Source organism: Flagellimonas yonaguniensis, from assembly GCF_029193885.1.
Classification (GTDB): domain Bacteria; phylum Bacteroidota; class Bacteroidia; order Flavobacteriales; family Flavobacteriaceae; genus Flagellimonas; species Flagellimonas yonaguniensis.
This window is the reverse complement of the sequence record NZ_JARFVB010000003.1, coordinates 299784-324357: the sequence shown is the minus strand read 5'-3', so window position 1 is coordinate 324357 and position 24574 is coordinate 299784. Positions and strand designations below refer to the sequence as shown.

At 42.4% G+C, this 24574-nt stretch carries 22 protein-coding genes; 9 read left to right on the top strand and 13 right to left on the bottom strand.

Annotated features, from left to right (window positions below):
- Positions 1-52: 52 nt before the first annotated feature.
- Together PY092_RS07840 and PY092_RS07835 are read left to right on the top strand one after the other, a co-directional pair.
- A complete protein-coding gene (locus tag PY092_RS07840; protein WP_275615291.1) occupies positions 53-922 on the top strand; it encodes a DUF808 domain-containing protein in 870 nt (289 codons plus the stop codon).
- Between the two features lie 16 nt (positions 923-938).
- The gene (locus PY092_RS07835; RefSeq protein WP_275615290.1) at positions 939-1304 is read left to right on the top strand and encodes a DUF1801 domain-containing protein; all 366 of its coding nucleotides are present in this window, start codon (positions 939-941) and stop codon (positions 1302-1304) included.
- Here PY092_RS07835 and PY092_RS07830 read toward each other — a convergent pair whose 3' ends face one another.
- From PY092_RS07830 to kdsA, 6 genes are all read right to left on the bottom strand, one after another.
- Positions 1305-2876, bottom strand: coding sequence for a PepSY-associated TM helix domain-containing protein (locus PY092_RS07830; protein ID WP_275615289.1), 1572 nt, complete (start codon positions 2874-2876; stop codon positions 1305-1307).
- Positions 2877-2879: 3 nt separating this feature from the next.
- Entirely contained in the window at positions 2880-3179 is a 300-nt protein-coding gene (locus PY092_RS07825) for a hypothetical protein (RefSeq protein ID WP_275615288.1), read from the bottom strand.
- Positions 3180-3182: 3 nt separating this feature from the next.
- Positions 3183-3515 carry a hypothetical protein gene (locus PY092_RS07820; protein WP_275615287.1) on the bottom strand — a complete coding sequence of 111 codons (333 nt, stop codon included), beginning with the start codon at positions 3513-3515 and terminating at the stop codon, positions 3183-3185.
- A 2-nt stretch (positions 3516-3517) separates the two neighbouring features.
- Positions 3518-4234 (bottom strand): DUF4198 domain-containing protein, encoded by a 717-nt coding sequence (locus PY092_RS07815; RefSeq protein ID WP_275615286.1) that lies wholly within the window; start codon positions 4232-4234, stop codon positions 3518-3520.
- 61 nt (positions 4235-4295) lie between these two features.
- On the bottom strand, positions 4296-6617 hold the full coding sequence (locus tag PY092_RS07810) for a TonB-dependent siderophore receptor (RefSeq protein ID WP_275615285.1): 2322 nt from the start codon (positions 6615-6617) through the stop codon (positions 4296-4298).
- 162 nt (positions 6618-6779) lie between these two features.
- Positions 6780-7598: a 3-deoxy-8-phosphooctulonate synthase gene (kdsA, locus tag PY092_RS07805; RefSeq protein ID WP_275615284.1), complete on the bottom strand. Its 819-nt coding sequence runs from the start codon at positions 7596-7598 to the stop codon at positions 6780-6782.
- Positions 7599-7671: 73 nt separating this feature from the next.
- Between kdsA and PY092_RS07800 the strand changes: the two genes are divergently transcribed.
- The 3 genes from PY092_RS07800 (at position 7672) to typA (ending at position 10773) form a co-directional block, all read left to right on the top strand.
- Positions 7672-8253, top strand: coding sequence for a hypothetical protein (locus tag PY092_RS07800; protein WP_275615283.1), 582 nt, complete (start codon positions 7672-7674; stop codon positions 8251-8253).
- A 65-nt stretch (positions 8254-8318) separates the two neighbouring features.
- Positions 8319-8876: a hypothetical protein gene (locus tag PY092_RS07795; RefSeq protein ID WP_275615282.1), complete on the top strand. Its 558-nt coding sequence runs from the start codon at positions 8319-8321 to the stop codon at positions 8874-8876.
- Positions 8877-8973: 97 nt separating this feature from the next.
- Positions 8974-10773, top strand: a complete 1800-nt coding sequence (typA, locus tag PY092_RS07790) for a translational GTPase TypA (RefSeq protein ID WP_275615281.1) — start codon at positions 8974-8976, stop codon at positions 10771-10773.
- A 186-nt stretch (positions 10774-10959) separates the two neighbouring features.
- Here the strand turns inward: typA and ppgK are convergent, their stop codons facing one another.
- From ppgK to PY092_RS07760, 6 genes are all read right to left on the bottom strand, one after another.
- Positions 10960-11718 (bottom strand): polyphosphate--glucose phosphotransferase, encoded by a 759-nt coding sequence (ppgK, locus tag PY092_RS07785; protein ID WP_275615280.1) that lies wholly within the window; start codon positions 11716-11718, stop codon positions 10960-10962.
- Between the two features lie 149 nt (positions 11719-11867).
- Positions 11868-12539, bottom strand: a complete 672-nt coding sequence (locus PY092_RS07780; RefSeq protein WP_275615279.1) for a pirin family protein — start codon at positions 12537-12539, stop codon at positions 11868-11870.
- A gap of 11 nt (positions 12540-12550) precedes the next feature.
- The gene (locus PY092_RS07775) at positions 12551-13351 is read right to left on the bottom strand and encodes a dioxygenase family protein (RefSeq protein ID WP_275615278.1); all 801 of its coding nucleotides are present in this window, start codon (positions 13349-13351) and stop codon (positions 12551-12553) included.
- A gap of 99 nt (positions 13352-13450) precedes the next feature.
- Positions 13451-14134 (bottom strand): LytR/AlgR family response regulator transcription factor, encoded by a 684-nt coding sequence (locus PY092_RS07770; protein ID WP_275615277.1) that lies wholly within the window; start codon positions 14132-14134, stop codon positions 13451-13453.
- A gap of 1 nt (position 14135) precedes the next feature.
- Positions 14136-15218 (bottom strand): sensor histidine kinase, encoded by a 1083-nt coding sequence (locus PY092_RS07765; RefSeq protein WP_275615276.1) that lies wholly within the window; start codon positions 15216-15218, stop codon positions 14136-14138.
- A gap of 116 nt (positions 15219-15334) precedes the next feature.
- Complete coding sequence (locus PY092_RS07760; RefSeq protein ID WP_275615275.1) at positions 15335-16018, bottom strand: cell division ATP-binding protein FtsE; 684 nt, start codon at positions 16016-16018, stop codon at positions 15335-15337.
- A 147-nt stretch (positions 16019-16165) separates the two neighbouring features.
- On the opposite strand from PY092_RS07760, the gene PY092_RS07755 reads away from it, so the two are divergent.
- The 4 genes from PY092_RS07755 to PY092_RS07740 all read left to right on the top strand — a co-directional run bounded on the left by PY092_RS07755 (position 16166) and on the right by PY092_RS07740 (position 23806).
- On the top strand, positions 16166-19189 hold the full coding sequence (locus PY092_RS07755; protein ID WP_275615274.1) for a tetratricopeptide repeat protein: 3024 nt from the start codon (positions 16166-16168) through the stop codon (positions 19187-19189).
- Between the two features lie 12 nt (positions 19190-19201).
- Positions 19202-20947, top strand: a complete 1746-nt coding sequence (locus PY092_RS07750) for a TonB-dependent receptor (RefSeq protein WP_275615273.1) — start codon at positions 19202-19204, stop codon at positions 20945-20947.
- 225 nt (positions 20948-21172) lie between these two features.
- Positions 21173-22144, top strand: coding sequence for an OmpA family protein (locus tag PY092_RS07745; protein WP_275615272.1), 972 nt, complete (start codon positions 21173-21175; stop codon positions 22142-22144).
- A 42-nt stretch (positions 22145-22186) separates the two neighbouring features.
- The gene (locus PY092_RS07740) at positions 22187-23806 is read left to right on the top strand and encodes an amidohydrolase (protein ID WP_275615271.1); all 1620 of its coding nucleotides are present in this window, start codon (positions 22187-22189) and stop codon (positions 23804-23806) included.
- Positions 23807-23917: 111 nt separating this feature from the next.
- Here PY092_RS07740 and PY092_RS07735 read toward each other — a convergent pair whose 3' ends face one another.
- Positions 23918-24451: a DUF2911 domain-containing protein gene (locus PY092_RS07735; RefSeq protein WP_275615270.1), complete on the bottom strand. Its 534-nt coding sequence runs from the start codon at positions 24449-24451 to the stop codon at positions 23918-23920.
- Positions 24452-24574 lie beyond the last annotated feature (123 nt).

Below are 24574 nucleotides of genomic sequence, written 5' to 3'. Positions count from 1 at the left end.
TTGGATTTAGTTATTTTGCTTCCAACTTGATCACTAACTTTAAAAGATTTCTATGGCTTCAGGTTTTTTTGCTGTTTTGGACGACATTTCCGTATTGATGGACGATGTAGCTACCATGAGCAAGGTCGCAACAAAAAAAACAGCAGGTATTTTAGGTGATGACTTGGCCGTGAATGCCGAAAAGGCCACGGGTTTTTTGTCCAGCAGGGAAATTCCCGTGCTTTGGGCCATTACCAAAGGTTCTTTTTTGAACAAGTTGATCATTCTCCCCATTGCATTTCTGTTGAGTGCCTATCTGCCCGTGGCCATAACCGCTATTTTGATTTTGGGTGGTGTCTATTTGGCCTACGAAGGAGCCGAAAAGGTATATGAATATATTTTTCACAGGAATGGGGAAGGTCATGCGGAAGACCCTATGGATATTCCCGAAGAAGAGTTGCCCGAGCTGGAAAAGCAAAAGATAAAACAGGCCATCATCACGGATTTTATCCTTTCCATTGAGATTGTCATTATTGCGTTGAGCACCGTGGTCAATGAACCCTTGACCGTTCAGATTGTCACAGTATCCGTAGTGGCGTTATTGGCCACTGTTGGGGTATATGGCATTGTTGCCCTGATTGTTCGAATGGACGATTATGGCTATCGACTCATCAATCTCAATGAAGAAACGGATAGTTTCTCCGACAAAGTCGGTATGGTGTTGGTAAACGCGCTTCCCAAAATAATCAAGGGATTGTCCATTGTGGGGACCTTAGCGTTGCTTTTGGTATCTGGGGGTATCTTTAACCATAACATTGAATTTTTCCATCATCTGTTCCCAAGCCTGCCGACCTTGCTCAAGGATTTTATTTTTGGGTTGGTCATTGGTTTTGTTGCGCTTCTTTTGATGAAGTTGGTCAAAAAGATATTCAAACGTAGATAATGTATAAGCTGTTGTAATGAACCCAGCTGAAGATTATATCATCAATCAAGAAGAACCTTTTAAAAGCATATTGCTGCAATTGCAGGTTTTGGTGGAGACTTCGGTTCCCAACTTGGAACTGAAATATAAATACCGACTGCCATTTTATTATTTGAACGGGAAACCTTTCTGCTACTTCAATGCTTCCCGAAAAAAAGGCTACGTGGATGTTGGCTTTTGGAGTTCGGCACACCTTAGCGTTCATTTGGACAAAATGATCACCGAGGGCAGAAAAGTAATGCGTTCGCTCCGTTATCATACCCTGGATGATATTGATGCCGAAGTTTTTGTGGCGGTCATCAAAGATGCGGAATCCGTCAACCACAAGGGCTTTTGGCAATAATCAACCTTTGGTTGGAATCAGTTCGGACCTTTTTGTCTTCAGTTTAAAGAAAGCTATCCAGAGCGACACAATTCCCAAAATCAACCAAAGCAAATCCACCAAAAGGATGTGCTGATACCCATTTTGATAAGCTGCCCACATCCAATTGCCTGTTGCAATTCCGTTGGCAATCGGAACCAACAAACCCAAAATACCACCAGTAATCAAAGTCCACTTATTGGTAAAGGTAATATCCTTTTTAAGGATGAAGAACACTGTGGCCACCAACCAACTCGAAAAATACGTTTGGTATAGAAAGCCCATGTTCACTGTGGGAGCAAACTTTACGATAATGAATTCCAAAGCGGTAACAGGCAACATGGTAAGGCAGGTGGCCATATACCAATTGGCCACTTGTTGGTTGAACTTTCGGCGTTTTTCTGGAATGTTTTTTTTGTCACGTGCCACGAGCCAAATCATGATTCCGGACAGAATCACAAAACAGGAAACCAATCCCAGGATAAAGGAAACCACTCGTAACCCATAACCTGCGTAATCGCCAAAATGAAGGCGGAACATCATATTTTTCACTCCGTCCAAATAGGAGGTTTGGGCAATCGGCACTTTTTCTTGTGCAATGGAGCCATCGGCAATTTTGTAAATACGGTAGCCCAAACCATTCAGTTTGGTATCGTAACCGAGATATCCGCTAATGGCGGCGTGCATGTTTTGGTCGCCGTAGTTGAAAATGTGAGTTTCCGTGACTCTAAAATCGCCCCATTCTTCTTTCATATCCGAAACATATTGGTCCAAGTTGATGGCGATGTCCATTTTTTGATTCTGGAATTCGTAAACGGGGTGGTTGTACTCCAAATCTTCGTACAATTGATTTTGGTCGCCATCGTATAGCCCCATTACCATAGGAAGTACCAAAATACCTTTGAGTAGGAAGAAGGCTCCGGTTACGGCATATACAAACTGAAATGGAAATCCAATCACACCAAGTGCGGTATGGGCATCCGTCCACATGGTTTTGAGTTTGGCCCACGGCCTGAAGGTGTAAAAGTTGGAAATTATCTTGTTCCAATGCACCAAGATTCCCGTAATTATGGCAAACAGGAAAAAGAAGGCCACAAATCCCGCCAAGGTCCTACCATAGGGGTAGGGGATTTGATCTAAAAAGTGCAGGCGATAAAGGAATTCCCCTAAATGGTAATTGCTTGCATAATCGGTTGTTTTGGTTTTGGATTCCGGGTCCAAATAGAAAAATACGGGAGCTTTGCTCTCCTTCGATGCCAATGAATCTTTGGAAGCGCCCAAGTTGACGGAAATGCTTCTTTCATTGTAATAATGCCTCAGTTCCACATCCCGTCCATACAAATCGTACTCTTTGGAAAGGTCGTTAAGGTGCCTGTCCACGCTACCTGGCAATGCATCTTCCTGACTCACGGAATGTCCGCGTTGCCAATTGGCGATTTCATCCCTGAAAAAAGAGAAAGATCCTGTAAAGAAAATAACGTATAGGGCAACGCTTATAACTATGCCACTTACGGTGTGTGTATGGAACAATATATTGTAAATGCGATTTCCCATAGTTTAAACAAGTGGGTTGGTTTGGTTTCCAAAATAGAATATGACAAAGAGCACTGAACTGGCCAAAAGGTATATGCCCCAAACTTTCCAGCCATTTTTGCCCAAAAAAGCAACAACCATCAAAACGGCCCAAAGCACAAATGCTGAAAATGTGCTGGTAATGATGACCGCTACATGGTTGAACCAACTGGCCAAGGCCATATGGAACAACACAGTCACGATGAGACCACCCAAAATGGCAGCGGTTATTTTGGCAAATCGTTGCGAGATCGATGGGGTCAAATATTTTTTGTTGGCTGGCATAGGTTAAAACAATAAGGTTTCAAAAAGAATGGAACATAGAAAAAGGATCCCCAAAAGGCGATAGTTCAATAAGCGTAAAGGTGCCAAGAGAATTACCAAACTGGCAACTGTCATCAAAATGATGAAAAATGTGAACGTACCCGAGCCAATGCCCCAGTAAAAGCAGCTAAGCCCCAATGAAAAAATCATTAGGGCCAAACCGACATATTTTGAAGCTTTTCTGTGCGCACCGATGGGTTGCTCAAAACCAAGATTCCCCATTGTCGTCATTTTTTTTGATGAACAGTACAGCAGATAAAAAGCTATAAAAGCGAGGAGGGAAATTCCAGTAGCCATACTTATTGTTTTATGCAATAGGTGGCGCAATGCCAAATAAATTCATAATCCTCACCGTTGTAGGTGCCAGGAATTTCTTCCTTGGTCGTGGTTTCAACAATGTACTTGGTGTTCCATGGCAAGGCAAAGGAAACCTCGCCATTTTCATCAGTATACAAGGTTTTGGACCATAGGTCGGAAACATAGACCTTAAGTTCGTTTTTAGAGATGGGCTCACCTTTGTACAACACTTGAAGTTTGATTTCCTCTCCATCGTTCTCCAACTGCTTTACCACAATTCCATCAGGATTTACTGTTTTTGTATCGCCATCGGTTCCCACCTGAACTTTTGCGGTGGAATGATAATGTGTCTTGAAAATCCCAAAATCGTATTGGGTATAATCAATCACATCAATTTCATTGTTGTTCAAAGCAATGGTGTACACGCCATTTTGTAATGGGGTAAAGCTGGCCAAATAATGGTCTTCCTTGGCTTCAGTACCTAACTTGATCTTTGTGCCATCGGGAGCAATTACCCAAAGGGTAAATTTGGAAACCAAAGGGAAAGCTTCGCCATCCACTTTTTCAATCACACCATAAGTGTACTCTCCATAATGAACACGGATTTCCTGTGCTTGGCCCAAGGTTCCTGTACCGTAGGTCTCTATCCACAAATAATGGGCGTTGGCCGTAATTGCACTCAAACAAAGGAACAGTACAAATAATATTGTTTTTTTCATGTAATTTACTTTTCAAGGTCCTTGTATGTCCAAGGACCTTATTGATGAATTGTTCTATCTTTTAGAAGGAATAGCTTACGGTTAATCTGCCATTAATCCCAGGTTCGGATTGCCAGTACAGGTAGGTGCCGTAATTGGCTCCTGAATACAAGTACTCGTCCAAAATATTGTTGATGTTCAACTGTACCCTGAACTTGTCATTTTTCCAGGATAGTGCACCATCCATTCTAAAGTAGTTTGGCAGGTCCGATGTATCGTCCGCTGCCCATGCCCAAGTAGAACGGTCTACTTGATATTGGTATCCTAATGACGCACCGAATCCACGTAGTACGGATGTATTGGCAAAATTGTAGTTGACCCAACCGTTGGATACGTGCTTGGCAAACCCGGCCACAAGGGAACCGGATTGGTCCTCTACATTGGTGTTCGCATAGTTCAGAATAACGTTCAATTCCGGGGTAATCTGCCCTTGTGCGTCGAATTCGATACCCTTGGATTCAATTTCGCCCGAATACACGGAGAAGTTATCGTTAGGGTAAGCAGGGTCGCCTACAAGAATTTTGTTTTTATGGATTTTATAGACGCCCAAGGTGGTAGTAAGCTTACCATCAAAGAAATTAGCTTTTATCCCTCCTTCAACATCCTTCGCATCCACAGGGTCGTTCAAGATTTCACCTACGCTATTGATACCGCTTTGTGGCAAAAAGGATTGGTCGTACAAAGCATAAGCGGTAAATTGAGGGGATATGTCTACACTTAGACCAGCCCTTGGGGTAAAGACGTTATCGGTTTCTGTCTTACCGATGGTATAAAGGTTAGTGTATCTACCGGCCAGGGTAACCCTTATGTGGTTGTCCAAGATTCCTATCTCATCTTGGGCATAGTATGCTCTTACCGTATTGGCACCATAAGGTGTGCCACCATTTCTATACTGTACCGAAGTGGAGCGGTCAAAATTGGTTTCGGGACTGTCACCGTATACAGGGTTGTAAATATTAAATGGTGTTGTGGTATCCACTACAGAGGATTCAAACCAGTCCGCCCAATATTTTTTCTCACTATAGTCAAAACCTCCCATAACCTTATGGGTAATACTGGCGGTGTTGAACTTACCATAGATATAGACCTGTCCAAATTTACCTAACGAAAGGGCGTCCCATTTGGAAACATAACGGGTAGCATCTCCATTTTCTTCCAAGCCCAATAGCCAAGTGGAATTTCCTACTTGATCATATCTTAAATAGGCCAATTGACCTTCCACACTCCAGTTTTTGGAGAATTCGTGCTTTGCGTTCAAAAAGAAGGTAACTTCTTGAATATCCGTTACGGGATAGTCGTTGTTGGTGAATTTAAAATCTCTGTCCAAGCTAGCGTAGCCAGCGCTGGAAGGTGCAAATACATAAGCGGAACCTACATACGATTCGGCTTGTTGTAGATTCATTTCTGCGGTTACCGAAGTTTTATCGGAGAATTTATAGGTTAGGGAAGGAGCTATACCATATCTTGCAGCATCCTCATTTCCTCTGTGGCTATCACTGGTTTGGTACATAGCGTTGAATCGGCCCAATAATTTTCCATTTTCTGACAGTTTACCGCTGACATCAATGGTACCGCGATAAAAGTCAAAGCTACCTACAGAAAAAGATGCGTTGGCTATAAATTGTTCCGTTGGTTTTTTGGTTACCACGTTATAAAAACCTCCAGGTTCACCTGCGGTCATCATAAAACCTGCAGGGCCTTTTACAAATTCAATACGCTCAACGGTATTCATATCTTCAGAAAGTGGACCCCATGTATCTTGAACATTTACGCCATTTCTAAAAGCGGGCAAACGGAATCCGCGCATGTTGATGCGGGCAAAATGCCCCCAGTGCTCCAGCATGGTCACGCCGCTCACATTACGGATAACACCATCCATAATGCTAGTTGCCTGTTGGTCTTGCAATAGGTCGGCACTGATTACCTGTACATTCTGGGGCAATTCGGCAATATTGGTCTTTAATCGTAGTGATGTGGAAGGTTCTCTTTCCAAATATTTATTGTTCTGTCCTTCAACTACAACCTCGTTCAATTGTTCTTGTTGTGGGTTAAGGGCAACAACGGGTACATTGGTTGTCTGGTTGGCGTATACGGTTACGGATTTGGTTTGTGTGCCATACCCTACCATAGAAAAGGTAAGCGTGTAGGATCCAGGAGCCAAATTGTTGATTTGATAAGTTCCGGAGGTATTGGATGTAGCTCCCAAACTTGTATTGGAAAGTGCTACGTTAACATCGGATAGGGGAGCGTTGTTTTGATCGGTTACTTTTCCTTTTAGGTTTCCTGTTTGTGCTTGAGAAGTAAAAAAAGCAGCGAAACCAAAAATGAGTAATATGTGTTTCATGTTATTTGTAATTGGTCTAAATAAGATTCAAGTGCAAATGTATATTCCTGCACTCAATCAAACAAAAAATATTTAGACTAATTATAAATAAATCTAAAAATAGAATGTAACTTGTTTTAAATCAGTGATTTATTTTTATAAGATTTAAGGTTCTTGAAAAGCCTATAGTGAATTGATAGTCTTTCGGATGGCAGTTAAATCCGTCAATAATTTCTCCAATAAACTTAAATCCAGCATGTTGGCGCCATCACTTTTGGCATTGGCAGGGTCAAAATGGGTCTCCATAAAAAGTCCGTCCACACCTGCAGCGATTCCGGCCCTTGACATGGTACCGATCAATGCAGGTCTTCCGCCGGTAACTCCAGAAGACTGGTTGGGCTGTTGAAGGGAGTGCGTAACATCCAGCACCACGGGAGCATATTGTTTCATGGTGGGCACACCACGAAAATCCACGATCATATCCTGATATCCGAACATGGTTCCGCGATCGGTAATCCACACTTGTTCATTGCCTGAATCGGTCACTTTTTTTACCGCATGCTGCATGCTTTCAGGGCTCATAAACTGGCCTTTCTTCAAGTTGACGACTTTGCCTGTTTCGGCAGCGGCCACGACCAAGTCGGTCTGTCTTACCAAAAAGGCTGGAATCTGAAGTACATCCACATATTCGGCCGCCATGGTGGCATCGGAAATTTCATGAATGTCGGTGATCGTCGGAACTTCAAAAGTTTCCGAAACCTTTTTCAAGATTTTCAGGGCCTTTTCATCACCAATCCCTGTAAAGGAATCAATACGGCTACGGTTCGCCTTTTTAAAACTTCCTTTGAACACATAGGGAATGTTCAGCTTGTCCGTAATGGCTACAACCTTCTCGGCAATACGCATGGCCATATCCTCGCCTTCAATGGCGCAGGGGCCTGCCAACAAGAAAAAGTTGTCGCTGTCCGAGTGTTTTATCTGTGGAATTTGGGTAATGTCCATTTCTTAAAGTTTGCACAAATATAGTATTAAACGATGGTATCCTTTTTAGATTTATCAAACTAAACCATCAACTATGAAGGATAAAATTGTTTTGCTCGCCCTTGGTCTGTTGCCTGTGATTTCCACTGCACAATGGCAGGAACGGGGCGGTGCCTTTGATTTGGCTCATTTGGAGCGTCATCAGTTTAAATTGAACCTGTTGAGCCCGGGATTTACATACGAGCTGGGCCTTTTTAAAAACCAAAGTATATCCACAAACTTGGGTTTGGCCACCGCGACCTATGAGGAAGGCTACGTGTTCGGTTTGGCATCCAATAACCGGTATAGGTATTACCATAATTTTGATAGGAGGGAAAGACTGGACAAAAATACCTCAGGCAACTCAGGAAACTATATTGCAGCCGCCCAAGCTATCTTCTTTTCACAATTACGGATTTCCACGGATGTGGAAGGTCCAGACGATTTTAATTTGGGATTTTACGGAATGGTCTATGGTATTCAGCGTACCTATGAAAAAGGCTTCAATTTTAATCTAGAACTTGGCGCAGGATATTATAAAGGGGATGGTGTACCCGATGGTTATGGGCCGTTGATCAACTTTGCCTTTGGCTGGGTGGCGACCAAAAGAAAGAAAAAGGACCCTTATCTTGATTAAATATAGGCATCAAAACATACTATTTTAACGAAGTTGAGGTTATAATACTACCAAATTAACCTACAATGCGTCGCTTACTACTTTTGGCATTCTTGTCCGCAGGATTTTTTGTGCATGCCCAATACGGGACAAATTGCGAGGTTCGTCAGTTTAAGCTCAATGCTGTCAATCCTGGTATCGAGTACGAAATGGCGCTTGGCGTGAACAGCACTTTGGATATTCGAGTGGCCTACCAAGTGGCTTTGGAGCCTGCCAGTACCCAGCCACTGGAAGATTTTGATTTTTTTCCAGCTATTACTGTTCAAAACAGATATTATCACAATCTTAATGGTCGAGAAAGACGAAGAAGGTCCATTTATGGGAATTCAGGTAACTACTTTGCACCATCTGGAGCAGTTTTTTCTCCGGGAAGTCGTGTGGTCGAGGGGAGATTGGTAGATGGTATTCACGGTTACGGCGGTCTGGTTTATGGCATTCAACGCAGTTATGATTCGGGCTTTAGCTTTTCCATTGATGCAGGCGCTGGTTATTATGTGGGGCCGTTCAAAGGCACCATTCAGCCTGTGGTAAACCTGAGTATTGGATGGATTATCAGCGAAAAGCGTTGGTGTGTTGGTTTGTAAGATTGGAACTTCCACTAAATCAATAAGATAAAAATAACATTTAGGTGTGCCAACAAGTGAAAAATAGCAGTATCTTTGCGGGCTTAAAATTTAGGTTATGTCCAAAATCAAAAACATTGCAATCATTGCACACGTAGACCACGGTAAAACTACCTTGGTTGATAAAATTATGTACCATTGCCAGTTGTTCCGTGATAACGAGAACAAGGGCGACCTGATATTGGATAACAACGACCTGGAAAGGGAGCGTGGAATTACCATCGTTTCCAAAAACGTTTCCGTTGTTTACAAAGACACTAAAATCAATATTATAGATACCCCTGGTCACGCCGATTTCGGTGGGGAAGTAGAACGAGTGTTGAACATGGCCGACGGGGTTTTGTTGTTGGTGGACGCCTTTGAAGGGCCTATGCCGCAGACCCGTTTTGTGCTTCAAAAGGCGATTGATCTTGGTTTGAAGCCTTGCGTGGTGATCAACAAAGTTGATAAGGAAAACTGTACGCCGGAAGAAGTACACGAAAAAGTGTTCGATTTGATGTTTGAATTGGGTGCGGAAGAATGGCAGCTTGATTTCCCAACCGTTTACGGCTCTGCAAAGAACAACTGGATGGGCGAGGACTGGAAAACTCCGACCGAGAATATAGAGCCGTTATTGGACATGGTCATTGAGCATGTTCCTGAATTCAAACCTGAGGAAGGAACCACCCAAATGTTGATCACTTCATTGGATTACTCTTCGTTTACTGGGCGAATTGCCATTGGTAGATTGCAAAGAGGAACACTTCGAGAAGGACAACAGGTTTCTCTGGTAAAAAGAGATGGTTCCGTTGTGAAAACTCGAATCAAGGAACTTTACACTTTTGAAGGTTTGGGCCGTTTGCGCGTAGAGGAAGTGGAGGCAGGAGATATTTGTGCCATTGTTGGTATGGAAGGGTTTGAGATCGGGGATACCGTTGCCGATATTGAAAATCCAGAAAAACTGAAGACCATCGCTATCGATGAGCCTACGATGAGCATGCTTTTCACCATTAATGATAGCCCGTTTTTTGGTAAGGATGGAAAGTTTGTTACTTCCCGTCACATCAAAGAGCGTTTGGAAAAGGAATTGGAGAAAAACTTGGCGCTTCGTGTTCAAGAAACCGATAGTGCCGATAAATTTTTGGTGTTCGGTCGTGGGGTATTGCACCTTTCCGTATTGATCGAAACCATGCGTAGAGAAGGTTACGAGCTCCAAATCGGTCAGCCTCAGGTGATCATTAGAGAGATTGATGGCGTAAAATGTGAACCCGTTGAGCATTTGACTATTGATTTACCGGAAGAAGTATCTGGAAAGGCTGTTGAAATGGTATCCATCCGTAAAGGGGAAATGACCAGTATGGAGGCAAGAGGTTCCCGAATGGTTTGTGAATTTATTATTCCCTCCAGGGGAATCATTGGTCTAAGAAACCAATTGTTGACCGCCACGGCAGGTGAGGCCATTATGGCACACCGGTTTTTTGAGTATCAGCCATTGAAAGGGGATATCGCACAGCGATTGAACGGGTCTTTGGTTTCCATGGAAAATGGAACCGCAATTCCTTATTCCATTGATAAGCTTCAGGAGAGAGGTAAGTTTTTTATCGATCCAGGAGAGGATATTTACGAAGGTCAGGTCATCGGTGAGAACTCCCGTCAAGATGATATGACAGTGAATGTGACCAAGACAAAAAAATTGTCAAACGTGCGTTCTGCAGGGGCCGATGATAAGGCCAAGATTGTTCCTGCAATCAAATTTTCATTGGAAGAAGCCTTGGAATACATCCAAAAGGATGAATACGTAGAGGTAACGCCAAACCACTTGAGGATTAGAAAAATCTATCTAAAAGAGGTGGACAGAAAAAGAAACAAAGTGGTTTAATCAAAACAAGACTTTGTTGTTTAGAAAAGCGAGTGAGGGAATCTTCATTCGCTTTTTTATTGTAAAAAAGAGGTCTGTTTCATTCTGTGTTTCAACACGGAATCCATTTTTATTGAACGTAGAGATCAGATTCTTGAGATTCTTCACTCTCTTCAGAATAACAATGGAGGTCTTGTATCAAAAGTATTAATGCAAATGCCCATGGTGCTGTTCTCGTAGACATGCTACGGCAGCTCCAATAATTCCCGCATGGTTCATAAGTTCCGCTTTGACCACCTCGGTTTCAATTTTGATATGATGGCTGAACTCTTCCCACTTTTTTGAGGTTCCCCCACCTACAATAATGAGGTCCGGGCAAACGATGAGTTCCACCAATTTCAAAAATTTGTTGAAGCGCTTGCCCCATTTTTTAAAACTGAGGTCTTCGCGTTCTTTGGCTGAGGCTGCGGCCCATTTTTCAATCTTCTTGTACTTTTTGTAAGGAATTTGACCCAGTTCAAAATTGGGAATGAGTACGCCATTGTAAAAAGCGCCACTGCCCAATCCCGTTCCAATGGTAATCATGACCACCAATCCGTTCTTGCCTTTTCCCACGCCATAGTTCATGGAGGCATAGCCAGCCGCATCGGCATCGTTCAAGACGGTAAATTCGTGACCGGTGTATTCAGTGAACAATTCGTCGATATTGACGCCGACCCAACTGGGGTCCAAGTTACCGGGAGATTTGCAAACTCCATTTTTCACTATTGAAGGGAATCCACACCCCACGGGACCTTCATAGTTAAAATGCCCCACGATTTCGGCCACTACTTTGGCCATGTCTTTTGGTTTTTTTGATTTTGGAGTTGGAATTCGGAAACGTTCAGTCAACATTTCCCCAGTTTCGGCGTTTACAAGGGCACCTTTGATGCCCGAACCGCCTATATCAATACCAAGAATTTCCATATATAGGAAGCGAAATTAGTTTAGACAAAGTAACAAAAACTTTTTTTGGTTTGGCAATCACTCAAAAAAGCGGATATATCTTTAAAAAAATAAACCCAGAGCCTTTGAGGTGTCCGGGTTTATCTGGCAACAATAAATAAAAACCAAATTCAACATGTATTATTTTTTTCCAGAATCAGAATGATTGCATTTTCGGAGAGTGCCTCTATTTCCAATTCATCCAAATTTTTAAGGGCCAAACTGTCCCTAGATTCCAACAAGCGATTTTGGACCTCAAATGCTCCGTTGATCACAAAGGGGATGATTGAACTGTTTTTGTTCGAAAGAACCAAAGTTTCTTCCATTCGACCATCAAGCACCCCAAAATGTAGTTTTGCCGTTGTATTTTCAAAAAGAATGTTCAAGGCATTATGGCCATAATCGAAAAAGGAAATCTTTTTGTCCAAAACCTCTATTTTTATTCGGATTTGGAGATAGTTCGCCAAATTGTTTTGATGTGGATTTTTTATTGAAAAAGACATGCCTTTTTTAATCGATGCCACTTGTAGTTCTTCTGGGGCGATTTTGACGGAGTGACCTTTTTCCAGATTTCCATAGATAATGTTTCCAACCAAGGGTATCAATATAATTGCGGTGTCATTCTCTGGGGTAAAGAATTTGCTTTTTCCTGGGGCAAGGGTTTCATCAAAAAATTGAATATTGTCTTCCCTTGCCCAAGCAGCATCGATCAAGGTGGTAAAACAGCGATATTGGTTGGATTCGAATTTGTTCCGATTACCTGCCAAGAATATTTTGGCAGCTTGTTGTACCATGTTGCCCATAGGTTTTTTTGTTATGCATTTACATAAATATCGTGGGTCAAAGTGAAGCCTTCATCCACACTCCCGCTCACACTGGCCAGTTCTTCTTCGACCCCATCGCCAAAAACATTGTCCTGGGAATGGTAGGTGTAGCCGCTCATACCTTTGGTATATCCATAATCACTTGCCGCATTTACCCGAACTACTGCACTGTTCTCGCCTTCGGGGAATGCAATTTGGGTAACTAAAAGTGAGTTCCCACTGGCATCGTATATATGGACATGGATATGGGTTGAACGGCCATTGTACCATCCGGGGAAAATACTGGAGAATTCTACTAGGCCGTTGGAATCACTGGCTTGCCTTCCCCGAAGAAAATGGTTATTGGTATAATTGGTAGACTGCATTCCACTACCACCATATTCGGAATAATTACCATCCTTATCGCAGTGCCAAATGTCCACAATTGCCCCTTCCAGTACATTACAGCTATCATTGACATTTCTAATGGTGATGTTCATGTCCAAATCGATACCTGTGCGATCGCCAACAATATTCACTCTTTCATAATCTTCTGGATCGTGTGTGGGAAATGGTCCTTCTGTTTCGCTCGGGGTCACTTCACAGTCATCCACGGTATCGCTACTGGACGAGGTGTCTGTGCTGGTATCGGAAGATGTGTCCGTGGTCGTGTTGGAGGAAGAGTCTGAAGAGGATTCTTCTTCTTCCAGGAAATAGTCGTCACTATCACTTGAACAGGATCGAAATAGTGCCAAGCTTGTAACTGAAAGTCCTGCAAGTCCTACACCCTTTAAAAATTCTTTTCTTTTCATAGTTTTTTAATTAATTATCGTAAAACTATGTATGTCAGGGTATCGTATGTAATTATTGAGGTAAAAGCCCCTATTGTTGAGGTAAGTTAAAGGGAAAAGTTAAAGGTTTTTTAAAATATCTGCTTTGTACGATTTGCTCAATGGTACGGTAAAAGTTCCAATTTTGGCCGTATCCTTATAAATGCTACTTATTTTTTTTATTGATACGATATAGGAGCGATGTGCACGTAAAAATTGTGGTCCGGGAAGTTTATCCAAAATGCCCTTCATGGTCATTCTGGCCACAATTTTGTTCCCGTTTTCCAAATGGATCTGTACATAATCGTCCAAGGCTTCGATCAGGACAACATCCTCGAATGCAATCTGATGGAGTTTGAAATCGGCCCTTATGGAAAAATGCGTCTTTTCCTTGGAGTTCGCCAACTCCAAATCCAATTGGTTCTTTGCTTTTTCCACTGCTTTTTGAAAGCGCTCAAAAGAAAAAGGTTTCAACAAGTAATCGATGGCATCAACATTGAACCCCTCTATGGCATAGTTGTCAAATGCCGTCGTAAAAATCACCTTGGTTTTTTGTTTCAACGATTTGTATAGGTCAATGCCATTGAGCTCGGGCATTCTGATATCCAAAAAAAGTAGATCAACATCAAATTTATTAAGGTAGCGGATGGCTTTGCCTTGTTCGGTAAAGGTGTGGGTCAACTCCACATAATCGATTTGGCCACAATAGGCTTGGATGACATCTAGTGCCAAGGCTTCATCGTCCAATGCAACCGCTTGCATCATACTATACTAGGTTTATAAGAAGTTTTACAGAATAGAAATCCTTTCGATGGTCTATGTTGAGTTCGTATTTGTCGGGGTAAAAATAATCCAATCTCTTTTTAGTGTTCTTATTTCCTTCGTTTGTTTGTTCCACTAGTTCGTTTAACTTGACGGTAATCTTGTTTTGTACAAGGAGTTCCACACCTTTGGTGTCAATATTGATAAATATATCAATTTTTGAGGCTTCGTCTGGATTTACCCCATACTTAAAGGCATTTTCAACATAATTTACCAGTATAATCGGGGCGATTCTCTTGCCAGCAGGGTTGCCCTTGATTTCAAAAGTAAAATCTGTATGGTTGCCCATGCGTAGTTTTTGAAGCTCGATATAGTCGGAAATGTATTGGATTTCGTATTCCAAAGGAACTTTTTCTGAATGGCTTTCGGTAACTACATACCGCATCATTTCTGAAAGTCTAAGTACAGCCCAAGGAGCCTGATCGGATTTTTTTAAAGTAAGTGCGTAGATACTGTTTAAGGTGTTGAAGAGAAAGTGTGGATTTATTTGTGCTTTTAAGTAATTGACCTCGGCTTTTAATTTTTCGTTTTGTATTTCTTTGAGCTGATTGTCCAATCTAAGTAAAATGGATAGGATGGTCACTGTGATAAATTGAATCAAAAACGAATCCCGAATCTCAAAAACATTGATCAAGGGTTGTCTTCTTCCAAATTCCTCCGGTTTTGGTGGCCCGCCTTGATTTGGGGGAAGCATGCCTTTGCCTTCCGGTCGTCCTATTGAATCTTGAATTTGTGGAAAATCCAGGTTTTGGAACAACAGGTCTGGTACATAGGTAACCACAATAAAACAAAGAAGTAAGGCTCCCACATAAATAAAGCGCTTTTTTTTTGTGTAAAAATTGGGTACTAATAAATAATAGTTGAAATAATAGAAGACCAGGAGTAAAAAGTAGCCCAAAAAATTTCGTTGGAAACCAACCGCCTTGATCATCTCTTTGAATGAACTAAAGTCCGGGGAGGTAAGAATGGGAATGCTCAACAGTCCCAATCCAATAAGAAGGTTTACCCAAAGATTCCTGTTTTTCAATGTAATACTTTTGAAATTGGCCTAAAACTATGTAAACCAAGGTTAAAGGGTTAATAATTGAGGTGAATGACTCATTTGTTGCGGTTAAAAAAGATTGCTGTCAATTTAGCATTGGCCTATACCGCTTTTTGAATCACTTCAAAAACTTTACTGCCATCACATTTCAGGGTTTTGTGTGGATATTTCAAAATCAAGGCGTAGTCGTGTGTGGCCATAATGATGGTCCGTCCGTTCTGATTGATATCCTGCAAAACTTTCATTACCTCTACACTGGTCTGGGGGTCCAAATTTCCTGTGGGCTCATCGGCCAAAATAAGTTCCGGATCGTTCAGCAGGGCACGGGCAATGGCAATACGTTGTTGCTCGCCTCCGGATAGTTCGTGAGGGAATTTAAAACCTTTGGTTTTCATACCCACTTTATCCAAGACCTCCTCAATTTTGTCATCCATTTTTTTGGGGTCGGTCCACCCCGTGGCTTTGAGGACAAATTTTAGGTTGTTATTGATATTTCTATCGGGAAGCAATTTAAAATCCTGAAAAACAATACCCAGTTTTCTGCGCAGGTAGGGGATGTCTTTTTCCTTCATGGTTTTCAAATCAAAATCCACTACATTGCCATTGCCTTGTTTCAGAGGTAAATCGGCATATAGTGTCTTCATGAAACTACTCTTTCCACTCCCCGTTTTACCAATTACATAAACAAATTCCCCTTTCTTGACCTCAAGGTCAATATTGTTGAGAACCATGTTCTCGTTCTGAAATACGGCTACGTCTTGTAATTTTACAATGGTCTCGGGCATAACATCGCTTTATGGAATAAAGGTACTAAGTTCTAAAATTATTCATCATTATTACATAACCAAATGTTACAACTTTTAGGTGTTGACATACTTTGGCCTTAATTTTGACGTTATGAGTAAAGTCAATCGAGAAGAGCGTAGAACACTATGAATCGAAAAAGCCTCCTTTTACTTCCCATTTATATGGGAACTTTTTTTGTGCTTTCTGCACAGGAAACCAAAATATACACCCACGAAAACAAAGCCTATCAAGATGCTCTGGCGCTCTACAATAATGAGCAGTACCAAGCGGCGCAAAACATTTTTGAGTCGGTAAAGGCCAACACCAAGGATGGGGAAACCGAAGCCAACAGTGCCTATTATGCTGCCAATGCCGCCATTCGACTGAATCAACGTGGAGCGGATAAAATGATGGAGGATTTTGTGGAGCGCTACCCTACATCCACCAAACGCAATTCAGCATTTTTGGATGTGGCCGACTACTATTTTGAAACGGGAAAATACCCCTATGCCTTAAAATGGTACAAGAAAGTAGATGAAAATTCGATGCCGTATTCGGAGCGCGACCGTTTTAACTTCAATAATGGCTACGCTTTATACGCATCCAAGCGTCCGCAAGAGGCCGAGCGTTATTTGAACAAGGTCACCACCTCTCAAAAATATGGTTCGCAGGCCAAATATTATTTGGGATATATCGCTTACGAGCAGGACGATTACAATTCTGCCAGTGCGCGTTTTGACCAAATACAAGACCCCGAATTACTTGATGAGAAGCTAACCTACTACCAAGCCGACCTGAATTTTAAACTCGGTAAGTTTGAAGAAGCCATCGCGTTGGCCAAAAAACAGTTGCCCAAATCCAACCGTCAAGAAGTTTCAGAATTGAACAAGATTATAGGTGAAAGCTATTTCAATTTGGAACAATACGCCGAGGCCATTCCATATTTGGAAGAATACAAGGGCAAACGTGGCAAATGGAACAATACCGATTTCTATTTGCTCGGATATAGTCATTATAAGCTAGGTGATTACCAAAAAGCCATTCAGCAGTTCAACAAAATTATAGGGGGCAGCAATGCCGTTTCCCAAAATGCCTACTACCACTTGGCCGAGTGCTATTTAAAATTGGATAAAAAATCCGAAGCCCTGAATGCGTTTAGAAATGCTTCGCAAATGGAGTTTAGCCCAGAGATCCAAAAAGATGCATGGCTGAACTATGCCCGTTTGAGCTACGAAATCGGTAATGCATACGAGCCTGTTCCACAAGTATTGACCACCTATTTGGAAACATATCCTAAAGATGGGCATCAAATGGAAATTCAAGAGCTTTTGGTGGACTCCTACATAACCTCGCGTAATTTTGAAGGTGCGATGCAGCTTTTGGAAAAGAACCAGAACTATGCCAGCAAGGAAACCTATCAGAAAGTGGCTTACTACCGTGGGGTGGAACTTTTTATAGATGGAGATTACGAAGGTGCGTGGGAGCGTTTTGATAAGTCACTGAAAAGTGCGGAAAACCCCAATTTTGAGGCCCGTGCCCTGTATTGGAAAGCAGAGTCGGCTTACAGATTGAACCGTTTTGAAGATGCCTTGGTGGATTTTGTACGGTTTCAGAACTCGCCAGTAGCCAAATCGCTTTCAGAATATGGTCAGTTGGATTATAACTTGGGCTACTCATACTTCAAACTAAAAGATTACAACAACGCCATATCCTATTTTAAGAATGTGGTGAGCTCCAATGCCATAGATGACCAAAGAAAGAACGATGGTTATTTGCGCTTGGGAGACAGTTACTTTGTGAACAGCAAATACCAATTGGCCAAGAGCGCTTATGATGCTTCATCAAAGATGAACGGTCCAGAACGTGACTATGCGGCCTTCCAAAAAACACTTTGTGATGGTTTTTTGGGTAACAATTCATCAAAAATCGATGGTTTGAACGAATTCTTGAGAATGTTCCCAACATCATCATTACGGGATGATGCCCTGTTTGAGCTGGGCAATACCCTCATCAGTAATAATAAAGAAAATTTAGGGCTTCAGACCTACGACCGCATTGTGGACGAATTCCCAGGAAGTAAGTTTGCACCTCGTGGATTGTTGCGATCAGGCTTGGTATATTATAATTCTAGCCGTAACGACCAGGCTTTGGATAAACTTAAGGAAGTGGTCCAAAAATATCCGAATACGCAAGAGGCCAAACAAGCAGTGGCCACGGCCAAATTGGTTTACGTGGACGAAGGTCGGGTAAGCGAATATGCCGCTTGGGCCAGAAATCTGGATTTTGTGGAGGTAACCGATACCGAATTGGACAATGCCAGTTTTGAATCCGCCGAAAGAAAACAAATTGAAGGTAAAACCGCAGCCGCAATCCGTGGCTATGAAGATTACTTGAACGAGTTCCCCAACGGACTGCATGCACAGAACGCGAATTTTGCATTGGCACAACTTTACTTTGCTGATGGCGAGAAGGACAAAGCTTTGCCAAAATACAAAGCCGTTGCCGATGGTGGGAATGGAGAGTACACCGAACAGGCCCTGACTCGCGTTTGTGAAATCTACGTGGATAAGCAGGATTATAGTAGCGCCATTCCCTATCTGAAAAGATTGGAAAGCACAGCGGACATTTCGGAGAACAAAACCTTTGCCCAATCCAATTTGATGAAAGGGTATTACGGCCAAAAGGATTATTCACAGACCATCGCTTATGCCGAAAAAGTGTTGAATGCTCCTAAAATTGATGATCGCATCAAAAGTGATGCGCAGATCATGATCGCGCGTTCCGCCATTGCCACGGGCAACGAAAATTTAGCAAAAACGGCCTACCAAGATGTTAAACAGATTGCATCTGGAGAGCTCGCTGCTGAAGCGTGGTACTATGATGCCTATTTCAAGAATAGGGAAGAGGCTTTTGAAGCTTCCAACGAGTCCGTTCAAAAGTTGGCCAAGGATTATGCAGCGTACAAGGAGTGGGCAGGAAAAGGCTTGGTGATCATGGCGAAAAACTTCTACAATTTGGGAGATGCCTTCCAAGCAACCTACATTTTGGAAAGTGTCATTTCCAATTTTTCCGAATTTGAGGAAATCGTTTCGGATGCAGAAAGTGAGTTGGCCACCATTAAGGCCAAAGAAGCTGAGAGCAATTCATCCGTAGATCCCAACGAAAACTAAACGAGACACAAGATGCAAAAGAGAACCTATATATTTTCATTACTTTTTTTGAGCCTTTGTGGAATGGTTATCGCCCAGGAAGAGGATAACATTGGTACGGAAACGGTAACGGTGGTTAAACCGTATTCCCCGACCGTTTCGGATGCCTTTAAAATCAAATCGTTACCTAGCTTGAACGATTCCATTGTACTTCAGAAGAAAAAAATCAATTACAGTATATTTTCCGTACCAGTGGCATCCACTTTTACCCCGGCAAAGGGAAAGGCTTCGGGAGTGGAAAAAACACCACCGCCCACTTTGTACAATTCGTATGCATCGGTAGGTTTGGGCAATTACAACAATGCCTTGGTGGATTTTTATACCAGCAGGGATTTCAACAGGGGTGAGGACCTGTTGGATTTTGGCCTTACCCACAACTCATCCCGTGGTGATTTGGACTCCACACCCTTGAAAACTGATTTCTACGACACCCAATTGAACGCATCCTATGCCAAAAAGGATCGCTATATGGATTGGGGTGCGGCCATTGGTCTGCAACACCAACTTTACAATTGGTACGGCATCCAGAGTGAATTGTTCAGTGAGGATGAAATCAATGCCATGGATGAGACCCAAAACTATTTCAATGCGGAAGCCAAGGCCCATTTTAATATGGAGGACTCTTATTTTAAGAGCGGGAATGTTTTGTTAAGGCGCTTTTGGGATGCAACCGAATCCGCTGAAAACCGTGCATTGATCAACCCAACTTTTGAACTCCCCATTACCGAGGAATTGATTATTATTTCAGCCAAGGTCGATTATGTTGGAGGTAGTTTTCAAAATGGCTCCATTTCCGATGCGGTAAATGAAGGAGAGAAAAAATACAGTAATCTACAGGCTGGGGTAACCCCAAGCTTATTGATTTTGCGTGATGATCTTACGTTGAACTTGGGTGCCAATATCGTCTACGGATTGGATATGGAAAACAGTGAGAACAACTTTTATATTTATCCAGCTGTGACGGCATCGTACCGTGTGATGGACGAAAATGTGATTGCCTACGGAGGAATAGAAGGTGAGCTAAAGCAAAATTCCTATCACGATTTTGTGGATGACAATCCTTATGTGTCCCCTACATTGGACATTGTTCCGACCGATCAACAGTATGAAGGGTATTTGGGACTGAAAGGTCAGTTGACCTCCAATGTGGGATACAACATCAAAGGTTCTTATATGGCAGAAAACAGGAAACCCTTGTTCTTTCATAATCCCATCAATACAGTTAGAGATGATGAAAAGAGCTATTTCTACGGCAATTCCTTTCAGGTGTTTTATGATGATGTAAAAACCTTGGGTGTGTTCGGCGAAATCAATGTGGATGTGAACCGTAACTTTTCCTTGGGTATCAACGGTGAGTTCTACGACTATGACACCGAGACCGATAATCCAGCGTGGAACCTACCATCCATAAAAGGGTCGGTATTTATGGATTATCAAATTACCGATCAATGGTATATGGGTGCCAATTTGTTCTATGTGGGTGAAAGGGATGATTTGTTGTCCCAAGTCGACCCACTTGATTCAGAATTGCTATTCCAACAAGTGACCTTGGATGGTTTTTTTGATGCCAATGCGCACGTAGGATATCGGTTCAATGAGCAACTCTCCATTTTTGTAAAAGCATCCAATATTGCCAATAACAATTACCAGCGTTGGGCCAATTTTAGGGTCCAAGGATTCCAGGCTTTGGCAGGGGTGTCCTATAAGTTTGATTTCTAGTCTGTGGGAGAATAAGCAATAAGTCGTTAAAAATACCGTTCATTATTTTCGGTTAACTTATTGAAGATCCAATGGTTGGCCGTTCCCATTTAAATGGAAATAATGCAACCAAGACCAATACATACGCTGCTTCTCCATCTGTTTTTGATGATTTTTTCCTTTGGATTTAGTCAAAATTTGGTGCAAAACGGTGGTTTCGAAGATTTTGTCTCATGCCCTATTAAAATGAGCAACCTGAATAAGGATGCAGCGCATTGGAGTGCCCCAACCTTGGGAACAACCGATTATTTTAACGAATGCAGCCGAACCAAACTTGGTGTGCCGATGAACTTTAAGGGAAAGCAGGAGCCTTACGAGGGTGCCGCTTATGCAGGACTCTATCTCTTTGCACCCCGTGATTACCGTGAATATATTCAAGTGCCTTTAACGGAAACACTCGAAAAGGGAAGCCGATACCGATTGACTTTGTTCATCAGTCTTTCCGAGAAATCGGATGGGGCCGTTATGGATATGGGCGCCGTGTTTTCAGAGAAACCACTTTCGGTACATACCAAACGAGAACTTTCACAAAGGGAACTTATGGAAGCTTCTACTCAAACGACGCACATCAAACAGTTTCCTGTTACGAGCTATTATCAAGATAAGCAGCATTGGATGGAATTGAGTTTTGATATGGTGGCCAAAGGATTTGAGAGCTATTTGATTCTTGGGAATTTCAAAAGTAATGCGGGCACTTCCTATCTGGATGGCCAAAATCCATCAAGAAATGAGGAAGGCTATGCCTACTATTATTTGGACGATATTTCGTTGACCTACTTGGGACCTGAATACAAGACCGATGAAGTGTATGTACTCGACCATGTCAATTTTAATTTCGACCGTTTTGATCTTCAGCCCAAAGCAGAGCAAAGTCTTCGGGATGTGTATGAGCATCTAAAGAAAAACCCCAACCTAAAGGTTGCCATTAACGGACATACCGATGATTTGGGATCTGATGAATATAATGATATCCTCTCTCGAGAACGTGCGAGCTCGGTTGCACAATATTTGATCAATCTCGGATTGGATAAAAACCGTATTACCTCCAAAGGATACGGCGATAGCAAACCATTGGACACGACACTTACCGATGAAGCCCGTAGAAAGAACCGTAGGGTGGAATTTGTAATGACAAAGTTTGAGGACGAAAACCCTTAAACATATCCCTGCTTTTTCTATTTTTGATGGAAACCATCAGAAATGAAAAAGTTCCTTTTAATTGCCACAGTCCTTCTAGTTTTTTCGTGCACCACTAAAGAAGAGGTGGACCTTGTCGTTACCAATGCGAACATTTACACGGTAGATGCTGATTTCTCCAAAGCGTCCAGTATAGCCATCAAAGATGGAAAATTTATTGCCGTTGGAGATTCCGATGAAATTTCCAAGAAATATAAAGCCCAAGAGCAGTTGGATGCCGAGGGTAAGACCATTGTTCCAGGCCTTATTGATGCCCATTGCCATTTTTATGGATTGGGACAGAATCAGCAAGTGGTGGATTTGGTCGGCACCCAAAGTTTTGATGAAGTAGTGGAAAGAGTGGTGGCCTTTCAAAAAGAACGTCCGTCCAACTTTATTCAAGGCAGGGGATGGGATCAAAACGATTGGGAAGTAAAGGAATTCCCGACCAAGGATAAATTGGATGAGTTGTTTCCGGATACACCGGTGGCATTGCGCCGTATCGATGGCCACGCCCTTTTGGTCAACCAAAAAGCATTGGACATGGCAGGCATTACTGCTGATACCGAAACCGAAGGTGGTGAAATCGTGAAGGAGGATGGAGAACCTACCGGAATTTTGGTGGATAACCCCATGGGACTGATTAGTGCTATTGTGCCCCCATCCACCAAAGCACAAAAAATACAAGCCCTCAAGGATGCAGAGGAAATCTCTTTGGATTACGGATTGACCACGGTAAACGATGCGGGATTATCCAGGGAGGTCATTGAGCTAATCGATAGTCTACAACAATCTGATGAAATGGCTATCCGAGTATATGCCATGGTGGCAAATTATCCCGAGAATCTGGATTACTTTTTGGACAAGGGCATTATCAAAACCGAGGAGTTGAATGTCCGTTCCGTAAAAGTATATGGCGATGGTGCCTTGGGTTCCCGGGGAGCTGCGCTACGAGAGCCATATTCTGATAAACCAGGTCATTTTGGGGCCATGGTAACCCCCGTGGACCAGATTGAGGCCTTGGCACAGCGCATTGCGGCCAGCGATTACCAGATGAACACCCATGCGATTGGCGATTCCGCCAATATTGTGGTGCTAAGGGCTTATGAAAAAGCTTTGGAGGGTAAAACGGACCGTAGATGGAAAGTGGAACACGCACAGATAATTTCACCATCCGATTTCGATTATTTTGAAAAAGGTATCATTCCGTCCGTTCAACCGACCCACGCTACAAGTGATATGTACTGGGCTGAGGATAGATTGGGCCCTGAGCGTGTAAAAGGCGCTTATGCCTACAAAGACTTATTGGATAAAGCAGGGCTAGTTGCTTTGGGAACTGATTTCCCAGTGGAGCAAGTGAATCCATTTTTAACTTTTTATGCCGCGGTGGCCCGTCAAGATGTGGAACAATATCCCGAAAGTGGTTTTCAAATGGAGAATGCCCTAAGTAGGGAAGAAACTTTGAAGGGTATGACCATTTGGGCGGCCTATTCCAATTTTGAAGAGGGCGAAAAAGGTAGCATTGAGCCGGGTAAATTTGCTGATTTTGTGATATTGAGCAATGATATTATGACGATTCCATCTGAAGATATTCCCAATGTAACGGCAGAGCACGTTTTCTTGGGCGGCAAGAAAATGAAATAAGGGATGTCATTCTGAACAAAGTGAAGAATCTACTCAAGTCTTTTTTGAGTAGTGAAAGAAATAAAAAAAAGCCCCATTTAGGGGCTTTTATATTGTAAAAACTATAGCTTTCTAGTAGTTGATAGGCAAGGTAACCCTTGTGGTTCCCCAACCCATGACCAAGTTTCCATCATCATCGAAGGCCATTCCAAAAGCTTCCAATGCTTCACTGTCGGTAGAGGCTTTGGCAGTGGCACGAACCACATCGCCATCGCTATCATATGAAAAAGAGCCCCATTGGTGCAGGTTGTTGTTCAGGATTACGGTCCATTCATCTTCACCAGGAATGGTAAACAAAGCGTAAGAGCCAGCTTTAATGGTTTTGCCGCCAACGGTGGCGTCCTTGTAAAATGTGATTTCGGTAGCTTCGTTTGCACCAGTTCTCCAAACTTTTCCAACGGGAGCAAGTTCTACAATGCTGCGCCCTTTTAATTGTGGACGGCTGTAGATAACACGTGCAGCTTTATCAGTTTCTCTGGAGCTGGCAGGGTAATAAGCAATATCCGCAGGACTTTTGTCAAGTCCGCTGAATTTCTGGGCCGTAGCTTCGGTGGTAAATACCAAACTGGTACAAAGTACTAAAAGTAATACTGTTAATTTCTTCATGATTGTGATTTAAGTTCCTTGTAAAACTAGTTAATTATAATGTTGTTATGCATATACAGACGAGAAAATTAAGCAACCTTACAAAGCGTTCAGGTTAAAATCAGAAAAGATAAAATAGATTAC

Coding starts and splice junctions, on each gene's coding strand:
- PY092_RS07825 (WP_275615288.1), bottom strand. CDS start 3,179: ATGCCAGCCAACAAAAAATATTTGACCCCATCGATCTCGCAACGATTT.
- kdsA (WP_275615284.1), bottom strand. CDS start 7,598: ATGGACATTACCCAAATTCCACAGATAAAACACTCGGACAGCGACAAC.
- PY092_RS07775 (WP_275615278.1), bottom strand. CDS start 13,351: ATGAAAAGAAAAGAATTTTTAAAGGGTGTAGGACTTGCAGGACTTTCA.
- PY092_RS07740 (WP_275615271.1), top strand. CDS start 22,187: ATGAAAAAGTTCCTTTTAATTGCCACAGTCCTTCTAGTTTTTTCGTGC.
- ppgK (WP_275615280.1), bottom strand. CDS start 11,718: ATGGAAATTCTTGGTATTGATATAGGCGGTTCGGGCATCAAAGGTGCC.
- PY092_RS07835 (WP_275615290.1), top strand. CDS start 939: ATGAACCCAGCTGAAGATTATATCATCAATCAAGAAGAACCTTTTAAA.
- PY092_RS07745 (WP_275615272.1), top strand. CDS start 21,173: ATGAGCAACCTGAATAAGGATGCAGCGCATTGGAGTGCCCCAACCTTG.
- PY092_RS07780 (WP_275615279.1), bottom strand. CDS start 12,539: ATGGGCAACATGGTACAACAAGCTGCCAAAATATTCTTGGCAGGTAAT.
- PY092_RS07735 (WP_275615270.1), bottom strand. CDS start 24,451: ATGAAGAAATTAACAGTATTACTTTTAGTACTTTGTACCAGTTTGGTA.
- PY092_RS07815 (WP_275615286.1), bottom strand. CDS start 4,234: ATGAAAAAAACAATATTATTTGTACTGTTCCTTTGTTTGAGTGCAATT.
- PY092_RS07820 (WP_275615287.1), bottom strand. CDS start 3,515: ATGGCTACTGGAATTTCCCTCCTCGCTTTTATAGCTTTTTATCTGCTG.
- PY092_RS07840 (WP_275615291.1), top strand. CDS start 53: ATGGCTTCAGGTTTTTTTGCTGTTTTGGACGACATTTCCGTATTGATG.
- PY092_RS07810 (WP_275615285.1), bottom strand. CDS start 6,617: ATGAAACACATATTACTCATTTTTGGTTTCGCTGCTTTTTTTACTTCT.
- PY092_RS07760 (WP_275615275.1), bottom strand. CDS start 16,018: ATGCCCGAGACCATTGTAAAATTACAAGACGTAGCCGTATTTCAGAAC.
- PY092_RS07750 (WP_275615273.1), top strand. CDS start 19,202: ATGCAAAAGAGAACCTATATATTTTCATTACTTTTTTTGAGCCTTTGT.
- PY092_RS07800 (WP_275615283.1), top strand. CDS start 7,672: ATGAAGGATAAAATTGTTTTGCTCGCCCTTGGTCTGTTGCCTGTGATT.
- PY092_RS07770 (WP_275615277.1), bottom strand. CDS start 14,134: ATGATGCAAGCGGTTGCATTGGACGATGAAGCCTTGGCACTAGATGTC.
- PY092_RS07755 (WP_275615274.1), top strand. CDS start 16,166: ATGAATCGAAAAAGCCTCCTTTTACTTCCCATTTATATGGGAACTTTT.
- typA (WP_275615281.1), top strand. CDS start 8,974: ATGTCCAAAATCAAAAACATTGCAATCATTGCACACGTAGACCACGGT.
- PY092_RS07795 (WP_275615282.1), top strand. CDS start 8,319: ATGCGTCGCTTACTACTTTTGGCATTCTTGTCCGCAGGATTTTTTGTG.
- PY092_RS07830 (WP_275615289.1), bottom strand. CDS start 2,876: ATGGGAAATCGCATTTACAATATATTGTTCCATACACACACCGTAAGT.